11 protein-coding genes are annotated in these 9,396 nt (G+C 69.7%); 8 read left to right on the top strand and 3 right to left on the bottom strand.

The window, feature by feature from the left end:
* The 5 genes from EJK15_RS48945 to EJK15_RS48925 form a co-directional block, all read left to right on the top strand.
* The coding region (locus tag EJK15_RS48945) for a 3-carboxyethylcatechol 2,3-dioxygenase (RefSeq protein WP_206061570.1) at window positions 1-960 on the top strand (960 nt) is incomplete at its 5' end.
* The gene (locus EJK15_RS48940) at window positions 957-1,751 is read left to right on the top strand and encodes a 2-keto-4-pentenoate hydratase (protein WP_138717321.1); all 795 of its coding nucleotides are present in this window, start codon (window positions 957-959) and stop codon (window positions 1,749-1,751) included. The genes EJK15_RS48945 and EJK15_RS48940, both read left to right, overlap by 4 nt.
* Window positions 1,748-2,668, top strand: a complete 921-nt coding sequence (locus tag EJK15_RS48935; protein ID WP_138717320.1) for an acetaldehyde dehydrogenase (acetylating) — start codon at window positions 1,748-1,750, stop codon at window positions 2,666-2,668. The genes EJK15_RS48940 and EJK15_RS48935 overlap by 4 nt, the downstream gene beginning before the upstream one ends.
* Window positions 2,665-3,666, top strand: a complete 1,002-nt coding sequence (gene dmpG / locus EJK15_RS48930) for a 4-hydroxy-2-oxovalerate aldolase (RefSeq protein ID WP_206061569.1) — start codon at window positions 2,665-2,667, stop codon at window positions 3,664-3,666. Before EJK15_RS48935 ends, dmpG begins: the two co-directional genes overlap by 4 nt.
* 279 nt (window positions 3,667-3,945) lie before the next feature.
* Window positions 3,946-5,292, top strand: coding sequence for an MFS transporter (locus tag EJK15_RS48925; RefSeq protein WP_138717319.1), 1,347 nt, complete (start codon window positions 3,946-3,948; stop codon window positions 5,290-5,292).
* 537 nt (window positions 5,293-5,829) lie between these two features.
* On the opposite strand, the gene EJK15_RS48920 is transcribed toward EJK15_RS48925, so the two are convergent.
* The 3 genes from EJK15_RS48920 to EJK15_RS48910 form a co-directional block, all read right to left on the bottom strand.
* Entirely contained in the window at window positions 5,830-6,252 is a 423-nt protein-coding gene (locus EJK15_RS48920; protein ID WP_206061568.1) for an HIT family protein, read from the bottom strand.
* 189 nt (window positions 6,253-6,441) lie between these two features.
* Window positions 6,442-7,872: a serine hydrolase domain-containing protein gene (locus tag EJK15_RS48915; protein WP_138717317.1), complete on the bottom strand. Its 1,431-nt coding sequence runs from the start codon at window positions 7,870-7,872 to the stop codon at window positions 6,442-6,444.
* Window positions 7,873-8,150: 278 nt separating this feature from the next.
* The gene (locus tag EJK15_RS48910) at window positions 8,151-8,330 is read right to left on the bottom strand and encodes a hypothetical protein (protein ID WP_138717316.1); all 180 of its coding nucleotides are present in this window, start codon (window positions 8,328-8,330) and stop codon (window positions 8,151-8,153) included.
* Between the two features lie 224 nt (window positions 8,331-8,554).
* On the opposite strand from EJK15_RS48910, the gene EJK15_RS75355 reads away from it, so the two are divergent.
* From EJK15_RS75355 to EJK15_RS71510, 3 genes are read left to right on the top strand one after another with little or no spacing between them, the layout of a single operon-like run.
* A complete protein-coding gene (locus EJK15_RS75355) occupies window positions 8,555-8,908 on the top strand; it encodes a type II toxin-antitoxin system RelE/ParE family toxin (RefSeq protein WP_138717323.1) in 354 nt (117 codons plus the stop codon).
* Window positions 8,905-9,213 carry a helix-turn-helix domain-containing protein gene (locus EJK15_RS48900; RefSeq protein ID WP_138717315.1) on the top strand — a complete coding sequence of 103 codons (309 nt, stop codon included), beginning with the start codon at window positions 8,905-8,907 and terminating at the stop codon, window positions 9,211-9,213. Before EJK15_RS75355 ends, EJK15_RS48900 begins: the two co-directional genes overlap by 4 nt.
* Before the next feature lie 26 nt (window positions 9,214-9,239).
* A complete protein-coding gene (locus EJK15_RS71510) occupies window positions 9,240-9,392 on the top strand; it encodes a hypothetical protein (RefSeq protein ID WP_171074967.1) in 153 nt (50 codons plus the stop codon).
* Window positions 9,393-9,396 lie beyond the last annotated feature (4 nt).

The following is a 9,396-nucleotide window of genomic DNA, read 5'->3' as shown; positions in this document are numbered from 1 at the left end:
CACCTCCCCCTGGCCCGCTCCATCGCCGTCGGCCTGTCGCACTCACCTCTCATCGGCAAGAACGACCCCGCTCCCGAGGTCCTCGCGGCCGTCGAGGCGGCCGTCGACAACGCGCGCGCCTTCGTCCGCGCCTTCGACCCGGAGCTGGTCGTGCTCTACGCCCCCGACCACTACAACGGCTTCTTCTACAAGGAGATGCCGCCCTTCTGCCTGGCCACCGAGGCGAACGCGGTCGGCGACTTCGGCTCGGCCGCCGGCCCGCTGCCGGTCGATGCCGAAGCCGCCCGCGCGATCGCCCGCGGCGTGCTCGATCGCGGCGTCGACCTCACGGTCTCGGCGCGGATGACCGTCGACCACGGGTTCGTGCAGCCCCTGGAGGTGCTGTTCGGCGGGATCGCCGGCGTCCCCGTCGTGCCCGTCTTCGTGAACGGGGTCGCCACCCCGCTAGGACCGGTCAGCCGCATCCGCGCCCTCGGGACCGCGATCGGCGAGGCCGCCGCCGAGCTGGACCGGCGGGTGCTGTTCCTCGGCTCGGGCGGCCTGTCGCACGACCCGCCGGTCCCGGTGCTCGACGGCGCCCCGCCGCGGGTCGCCGACGCGCTCATCGAGGGCTACCCGCCCACTCCCGAGCAGCGCGCCAAGGGCGAGCAGCGGGTGGTCCAGGCGGGGCGCGACTACGCGGCGGGCTCCACCGCGATGATCCCCATCAACCCGAACTGGGACAACCTGGTCCTGGACACGCTGGCGAGCGGCCGCCTGCCGGAAGTGGACGGCTGGAGCGTGGAGTGGATGGGCGCCGAGGGCGGCGGCTCGGCGCACGAGGTCCGTACGTGGATCGCCGCGTTCGCCTCGCTCGCCGCGACCGGAAAGTACCGGATGACCTCCCGCTTCTACCGGGCGATCCCCGAATGGATCGCCGGCTTCGCGGTGGCGACGGCGGAGCCGGAGGCCGGCCGATGACGTCACCCGAGCGCGAGCGCGAGCGCGCCATCGCCGAGGCCGTGGACCGGCTGCGGGCCGCGGCGGCCACGCGCAGGCCGTGCGCCCCGGTCCGCGACCTGCTCGGCGACACCGACGTCGAGGCCGCCTATGAGGTGCAGAGGCGCCTCAACGCGGTCCGGCCGGCCGCTGTGGCAGGCCGGAAGATCGGCCTCACCTCGCCCGCCGTGCAGCGGCAGCTCGGCGTGGACCAGCCGGACTTCGGCGTGCTCTTCGACGACATGGACGTGTCCGGCGTGGTGCCCGCGGGCCGGCTCCTGCAGCCGAAGGCGGAGGCCGAGATCGCCTTCGTGCTCGCCTCCGACCTCGACGCCGGCGACCTCGACCTGGCCACCGTCCGGGCGGCCGTCGACTACGCGACACCCGCGCTGGAGATCGTGGACAGCCGCATCGCGAACTGGGACATCACGATCACCGACACCGTGGCCGACAACGCCTCCAGCGGCCTGTACGCGCTGGGCGCGGCGCGAGTGCCGCTCACCGCGTTCGAGCCGGCCGAGGCCACCATGCGCATGTACGCCGACGGCGAGCTCGTCTCGCAGGGCGACGGCGCGGCCTGCCTCGGCGACCCGCTCAACGCGCTGCTGTGGCTGGCCAGGACCGCGCGGGACTTCGGAGACCCGCTGCGCGCCGGCCAGGTCGTCCTGTCCGGCGCGCTCGGTCCCATGGTCGCCGTCTCCCCCGGCGTCACCGTACGCGCCGAGATCTCCGTGCTCGGCACCGTCACCGTCACCTTCAAGGACGTGCCATGAACAAGACCAAGGTGGCCGTGATCGGCTCCGGCAACATCGGAACCGACCTGATGATCAAGGTGCTCCGGCGCTCGGAGCTGCTGGAGATGGCGGCCATGGTCGGCATCGACCCCGGCTCGGACGGCCTCGCCCGCGCCCGTCGCCTCAAGGTGCCCGTCACCCACGAGGGCGTGGCCGGCCTGATCGCGATGGACGGCTTCGACGACATCGACATCATCTTCGACGCCACCTCCGCCAAGGCGCACGTCGCCAACGCCGCCAGGCTGGAGCCCTTCGGCAAGACGCTCATCGACCTCACCCCCGCGGCGATCGGCCCGTTCGTCGTCCCGCCGGTGAACCTCGACCTCCACCTCGGCGCCGGCAACCTCAACATGGTCACCTGCGGCGGCCAGGCCACCATCCCGATCGTCCACGCCGTCTCCCGCATGACCCCCGTCGCCTACGCCGAGATCGTCGCCTCCATCGCCTCGAAGTCGGCCGGGCCCGGCACCCGCGCCAACATCGACGAGTTCACCGAGACCACGGCGGCCGCCATCGAGACCGTCGGCGGCGCCGCCCGCGGCAAAGCGATCATCGTCCTGAACCCCGCCGAACCGCCGCTCATCATGCGCGACACCGTCTTCTGCCTGGTCGGCGACGCCGACCACGAAGCGATCCGCGCCTCCATCATCGACATGGTGGCCGAAGTCGCCAAGTACGTCCCCGGCTACCGGCTCAAGCAGGACGTCCAGTTCACCCCCATCCCTCCGGACGAGCCCGTCCACACGCTCACTGCCACTCCGGTGACCACCAAGGTCTCCGTGTTCCTGGAGGTGGAGGGCGCCGCGCACTACCTGCCCGCCTACGCCGGGAACCTCGACATCATGACCTCGGCCGCCCTGCGCGTCGCCGAGCGCATCTCAGGAGCGACCGCGTGAACCTGTACATCCAGGACGTCACCCTGCGGGACGGCATGCACGCCGTACGCCACCGCATCGCCCCTGCCGACGTGGGCCGCATCGTCTCCGCACTGGACGCCGCGGGCGTCGACGCCATCGAGGTCGCCCACGGCGACGGCCTGGCCGGCGGTTCGGTCAACTACGGCCCCGGCAGCAACACCGACTGGGAATGGATCGAAGCCGCCGCGGCGAGCATCGACCGGGCCACCCTCACCACGCTGCTGCTCCCCGGCATCGGCACCATCGCCGACCTCAAGCGGGCCCACTCGCTCGGTGTCCGATCGGTACGGGTGGCCACCCACTGCACCGAGGCCGACGTCGCCGCCCAGCACATCGCCAAGGCGCGCGAGCTGGACATGGACGTGTCCGGCTTCCTCATGCTGAGCCACATGGCCCCCGCCCAGCAGCTCGCCGAGCAGGCCAAGCTCATGGAGTCGTACGGCGCGCACTGCGTCTACGTCACCGACTCCGGCGGCCGGCTCACCATGGACGGCGTCCGCGAACGCGTCCGCGCCTACCGCGACGTCCTGCGGCCGGAGACCCAGATCGGCATTCACGCCCACCAGAATCTCTCCCTGGCCGTGGCGAACTCCGTCGTCGCCGTCGAGGAGGGCGTCACCCGCGTGGACGCCTCGCTGGCCGGGCACGGCGCCGGCGCGGGAAACTGCCCGATCGAGCCGTTCATCGCCGTCGCCCTGCTCAACGGGTGGAAGCAGGGCTGCGACCTGTTCGCGCTGCAGGACGCCGCCGACGACCTCGTGCGCCCGCTGCAGGATCGCCCCGTCCAGGTCGACCGCGAGACGCTCACCCTGGGCTACGCCGGCGTCTACTCCAGCTTCCTCCGCCACGCCGAGGCCGCCTCCCGCCAGTACGGCATCGACGTCCGGACCATCCTGCTCGAAGTGGGCAGGCGTGGCCTCGTCGGCGGGCAGGAGGACATGATCGTCGACATCGCGCTCGACCTGCTCGAAACGTAAGGCACGCGGCCTGCTGCACCGACCGCGTGATTCCACCTCAGGTCGGCGTCCGGCGACCGGCTCCAGCGCTGGTCCAGGCCCATATGCCGAAGCGTGCCGCAGGGTGGAACGGCACGTCGGCAAGCACGCACGGTGCTCCTATCGTCCTGTGAAGGCGGTCACACGGAGACCCACGGCAGAACACCCCGTCCCCCGCCGATCCGCCCGCCTCCGCTCTCGCCGGGCGCGAGGTACCCCCCGCGCCGCTCGCACCGGCCTCTGCAGAAAGAGTCGATGACCATGCCTCTGGAACCAACCGCACAGGACACCCGTCCGCAGACGGAGTCCGCGAGGGAACGCGGACGGGATGCGCGCCGCGTCGCGTTCGCCACCTTCGTCGGCACTGCGATCGAGTGGTACGACTTCTTCCTCTACGGCGCCATGGCGGCGCTGGTCTTCGGCACGCTCTTCTTCCCCACCGACGACGCCCAGGTCAGCCAGCTCGCCGCGCTGGCCACCTTCACCGTCGGATTCATCGCCCGGCCGCTCGGCGGCATCGTCGCGGGCCACTTCGGCGATCGCGTCGGTCGCAAGCGCATGCTGGTCCTGTCGTTGCTGCTCATGGGCGTGGCCACCGTCGGCGTGGGACTGCTGCCCACCTACGGGGCGATAGGCGTCGCGGCGCCGGTGCTGCTCGTCACCCTGCGCATCATGCAAGGGCTCGCCGTGGGCGCGGAATGGGGCGGCGCGGCCCTCATGGCCGTCGAGCACGCTCCGCCGAACCGCCGGGCACTGTACGGCGCCGCACCGCAACTCGGCGTCCCGGTCGGAGCGATCCTGGCGAACCTGATCCTGCTGCTGACCTTCAACCTGACCGGCGACTCCTTCCTGGTGTGGGGATGGCGCGTGCCGTTCCTGATCAGCATCGCTCTCGTCCTGGTCGGGCTCGTCGTGCGCCGCCAAGTGTCGGAGAGCCCGCTGTTCGCCAAGGCGGTGGAACGGACCGGGACGCCCAAGTTCAACCCGCTGATCCGGGTCCTCACCAAGCACCCGCGGAGCCTGCTCCGCGCCGTCTTCGCCTCGATCGCCTCGGCGTCGTGGGGATACGTGATCCTGGTCTTCATCCTCTCCTACGGCAGCACCACCAAGCTCTTCTCGCGCCCCGCCCTGCTGACGATGATCATTGTGGCCAGCGTCCTCCAGGTGGGGGCCATGCTGTACGCCGGATTGCTGGCCGACCGCCTCGGGCGCAAGCGCGTCGCGCTCTTCGGCGCGCTCGGGCAGGTCGTCATGGGGCTGCTGTTCTTCCCGCTGTTCGACAGCGGCGTCTTCTGGCTGGCCATGATGGCCTGCCTGCTCGCCTCGATCGCCCTGTCGGCCCAGTACGGGCCGCTGCCCGCCCTGCTGTCGGAGCAGTTCCCGACCGAGGTGCGCTACACGGGAGTGTCCGTCGGCTACATGTTCGGCAACATCCTCGGCGGCGGACTGGTTCCCCTGGTCGGGGCCGCGCTGGTGGCCGCCACCGGGACGTCGTTCTCGGTGGGGCTCTACATGCTCTTCCTCAGCGTGGTCACCGCGGTGGCGGTGCTCCTCACGCCGGAGACCGCGAGCGTCAGCCTCGACGACCAGGCGCTCAGCAGCAGGTGACGCGCGGCGGGCCAGGCCGCCGGACGTGCGGACGCCTCGCCACCGATCAGGCCGGTGGCGAGGCGTCTCGTGCTCATCCGTAATTCTGACCACGCCGTCATTCGTCCGGGGGCCGCGACTGACGCCCTGGCAGGGTCTTTCCTGACCTCCGCTTCTCTGGGATGAGCGGCTCGGTCTTGATCAGCGAGTGCTCCTTCGTCCCCGCATGAGCACCGGTTCCCCACCGCCGCACGACCGCCGCTGCCTGGCTGCTACGGCGTGTTTCCTCCGCCGGCTTGATGACCGACAAAGTGACCGGCCCGTATACAAGCCTCGCCCCTGCATCCTGCCGAAGATCCGCCGAAAGCCGGGCTCACGTCTTGGACAGCAGCCCACGCCCTTGGCCGGGTGAGCCCCACGGTGGGCCGCGATTGCCGCGCCTGGGCCCGGAAGAACAAGGTCGTCGCGCTGTTGCGGCTCTCCCCTGGTACCGGCATGGGGATCACGGTATGGCGGCGAGCACGAAGGGTAAAGGCGCCACTTCAGAACGCCCGGCATTCATCCGCAAAGATGAGGGCTGAGGCGCTTGGCGATCCCGTCGGTCTCATCGAGGTCGAGACGAGGGACCTCGCCCGACCGCGTGCCGCCGTCGGGCAGAGTGCCGGCGACATGGAAGTGAACATGGGGGACGGTCTGGTGCGCGGGCACTCCGTTGTTCTGCCAGACGGCGATGCCCCCGGGGTCGTAGGCGGCTGCGATGGCCCGGGCCGCCCGCCGCACGGCGTTCATCAATTGCTGCTCCTCCGCCGGGGCCACGTCCATGACCGTCGGGCGGTGAGCGACCGGGATCACCAGCACGTGCCCCTGCCCACGCTGCCAACGGGTGACCAGGATGGCGACCTGCTCCCCCTGTTCCAGGATGGTGGCGGGGTCCAGCCCGGCGAGGTAGTCGCAGAAGGGGCACCGGTCCGCGGATGGCATGGATATCGGCATGTTCCCGATCTTCCCGCATCTCGTCAGGTGTCGTGACCGTGCACGGGATCGCCCACGAGGTGGTCCAGTATCTGGTGATCCACCTTGCCTGTCGCTGTGAGGGGAAGTTCCGGCAATGCCCTGACCTGCTTAGCCAGCCCGGCGCCGGGCATCACGGGATGCCCCGGTCACCATCACCTAGGCGACGTCGGGCCGGGTCATCAGCGGCGACCGCAGATGCAACTCCAGGCTGGGGCTGGTCAGCGGCACGGTGCTCCACGTCGCCACCGCTGTCCCCGTGTCGGCGTCGAGCACCAGCCGGACCCGGTGCGGGGTGGTGATGACGTAGAGGTCGGCGACGAACGTGTCACCCTGCCAGGCGCCGGCGGCGACGACCGGACGGCCGAGCGGCGAGCTTTCCCGCCATTCGCCGTGGCCGACGGCGACCTTGAGGGACGACCCGAGTTGCAGGTGCCATCCGCCGTCCACCGGCTCGACGGCCACCGTGGTTCCGTCGGGCAGGGCCGAATCCTCGGCGGAGGCGTCGATCCTCGCCGCACCGGAACGGGAAGGGGCGGCCGAACCCGGCATCGGCGCGAGTGACAGCCGCCGCAGCCGATCGGCGAGGATCTCGTCGTCCCGGGCGCTTCCCGAGTCATCCAGGCCGGGCAGCAGGCAGTCCCAAATGACGCTGGGCAGTTCGTGTGTCTGCTCGACGGCGGCAGTCACGACGACCACGAGATCGTGGGACGGGACGACCACGCATTGCTGGCCGAAGGCGCCGTTGCCGTGGTAACCGTGACGCGACATCCAGAACTGGTAGCCGTACCCGCACAGAAAGTCGGGGTTAGGCGAGTCGTCCTCGAGTTGCCGGGTCTCGATGTGCCGTCTGGTCGCGAGCTCCACCCATTCGCGCGGGACGAGCTGACGGTCGCCCCAGACGCCTCCGCGCAGCAGCAACTCGCCGAAGGCGGCGACGGCCTCGGTCGTGAGGTGCAGCCCGTGGAATCCGAAGGCGGCACCGCTCGCCACCCGATCCCATTCGGCGTGGTCGACGCCCATCGGCTGGAACAGGCGGTCGTCGAGCAGCTCCGGCAGGCCGCGGCCGGTGACCCGTTCCACCATCCGGGCCAGGACGAAAGTGGTCGCATTGTCGTAGGTGTGCCGGGTTCCCTCAAGCTCGGAGAACGGTACGCGCAGGAAGCCCTTCACCAGGTCGTCCGGTTCCAGCTGCCAGGCCTCGGCGAGGCTGTCCGTGCTGTGCCCGGCCGTCATGGACAGCAGGTGGTGCACGGTGATGCGGCGTCCCTGCTCGGAGATGTCGGCCGGAACGTGGTCGGGTAACACGTCCACCACCCGGTCGTCCAGCGAGAGCCGCCCGTCGGCGATCGCGAGCCCCACCGCGACCGAGGTGAACGACTTGGTCAGCGAATAGAGCAGATGCGGGCGCCCGGCCGAGTACGGCGCCCACCAGCCTTCGGCCACGACGTGACCGTGGCGTACGACCATGATGGAGTGGAGCTCGACGGATTGTGCTTCGAGCCGGTCCAGCAACGCGGCGATCGAACGGGACGAGACCCCCGAAGCCGCCGGTGTCGAGCGCGGTAGCAAGGCCGGCTGAGAACGCATACGGGGCACCCTAACAAGGCGGACTGCCCGATTCCCCGGAATTTCCTGCGCGACGAGACGACCGCCGTCAAGCCGGGCCATGAGCCTGAGGTGACGCCAGTGCGCTGTTCAGATCTCCTCGAGCGGCGACGCGGAGCTCGGGCCTTCGCGGATGCTGCGCCCTCAGCGGGAGACTTCGACAGCCAGTCCGATTCGTTGGCCCACAGAATGCCGCCCTTGCCGGATTTACGGTCCGGTTCGGCGAGGATCAGGTCGAGACGGCCCTGCAGCGAGGGAATCTACTCGCTCATATGGAGGCCGATGGCGCGGAGCGGGGTCGGACCCCACAGGGGGATGTCCAGTGACGTCAACGCTCGCTCCACCTGGAGGCCGACGTCCGGGATCGTGCCGCTGACCCGCTTCATGCCGTTGATCAGTTGCGTCATCAGCGTGGGATCGATGCCGACCATAGGGCTCATCGGGGGGCCGCCCCTTGCTCACTTCGGACGGCTGGAGGGAGTCCAGCAGGGATAAGGCCCGGGTGAACAGGTCCTTGAAGCCCCGATCCCACGCACGTAGATCGGCGGCGAGTCTGTCCCCGGCCTTGCCCTTGAGCGCGCCGTCATCGACCAGACGAACAAGCGCGATCACGTCGTTCGCATGCTGATCGCGTAATCGCTCGATGTGACGCCGGGCGGCGTCGATCTCTTCCTTCGTCGCCATCATCGCCCGATCTCGTGGAAGTGGGAGATGCCGGGGTCGATCGCATGGTAACCAAGGGGAAGGTTGGGCTGAAGCGGAGACCCTGGACGAACCATATTCCAGGCACCTTCGAGGCAAGGTGCGTGAGCTGCGATTGACGTTGTCACGCCGTCAAGCTCGCATCACCTACTGGCTGACTCCTGGCCGCCGGGTTGTGCTGTTGACGGCGTTCTACAAGACCAGACGTCAGGAGACGTCGCAGGTGGACCGAGCGGAGCGGGCGCAAATAGCCTGTGAGAGCGGTCATGGTCCAGCGCGCCAGGCGTACCACAGAGAGTTCAAGGAGGAGTTGTGAGCGGGCACAGTAAGTGGCAGACGACCCGGCACCGCCGCCTGGCCGGTGAGGTGAACGACCCCGAGTACGCCAGGTTTTACGAAGAGGCCGAAGCCGAGCAGCGACTTGGTCAGCTCGTCTATGACCGACGCGTCGCTCTTGGCCTGTCTCAGGCGGAGTTGGCCGAGCGCGCGGGGATGACCCAGCCGCAAGTGTCCCGTTTGGAGACGGGCGGCGGCAACATCACCGTGGCCTCTTTGAGACGGTTGGCTGCTGCGCTGAATGCGGATCTGGCCATCGGGTTCACTCCTCACCAGGCGGCGTGATCAGGACCTGGCGGCATGAGGCCGAGATGGTGGCACGCCAGCTGCGGCACCAACTCCTCGGTGCCGACTTGCTGCGTCACCAGGAGAAGCACGGGGAGTTCACCGACGAGGAGCTGGCTCAGGCTCGTTCCAGGATCTTCGGGACGGCGGACCCCGACGGTTCGGCGAGCGCGGCGTGATCTA

Origin of the sequence: Nonomuraea basaltis, assembly GCF_005893125.1 — a bacterium.
GTDB classification, from domain to species: domain Bacteria; phylum Actinomycetota; class Actinomycetes; order Streptosporangiales; family Streptosporangiaceae; genus Nonomuraea; species Nonomuraea basaltis.
The sequence above is the reverse complement of the archived record's forward strand: the minus strand, read 5'-3'. Positions and strand labels throughout refer to the sequence as shown.

What these genes read in the sequence shown, in the direction of transcription:
- EJK15_RS48910 (WP_138717316.1), bottom strand. Translation starts at nt 8,330, where the DNA reads ATGAGCCCTATGGTCGGCATCGATCCCACGCTGATGACGCAACTGATC.
- EJK15_RS48935 (WP_138717320.1), top strand. Translation starts at nt 1,748, where the DNA reads ATGAACAAGACCAAGGTGGCCGTGATCGGCTCCGGCAACATCGGAACC.
- EJK15_RS71510 (WP_171074967.1), top strand. Translation starts at nt 9,240, where the DNA reads ATGGTGGCACGCCAGCTGCGGCACCAACTCCTCGGTGCCGACTTGCTG.
- EJK15_RS48940 (WP_138717321.1), top strand. Translation starts at nt 957, where the DNA reads ATGACGTCACCCGAGCGCGAGCGCGAGCGCGCCATCGCCGAGGCCGTG.
- EJK15_RS48925 (WP_138717319.1), top strand. Translation starts at nt 3,946, where the DNA reads ATGCCTCTGGAACCAACCGCACAGGACACCCGTCCGCAGACGGAGTCC.
- EJK15_RS48920 (WP_206061568.1), bottom strand. Translation starts at nt 6,252, where the DNA reads ATGCCATCCGCGGACCGGTGCCCCTTCTGCGACTACCTCGCCGGGCTG.
- EJK15_RS48915 (WP_138717317.1), bottom strand. Translation starts at nt 7,872, where the DNA reads ATGCGTTCTCAGCCGGCCTTGCTACCGCGCTCGACACCGGCGGCTTCG.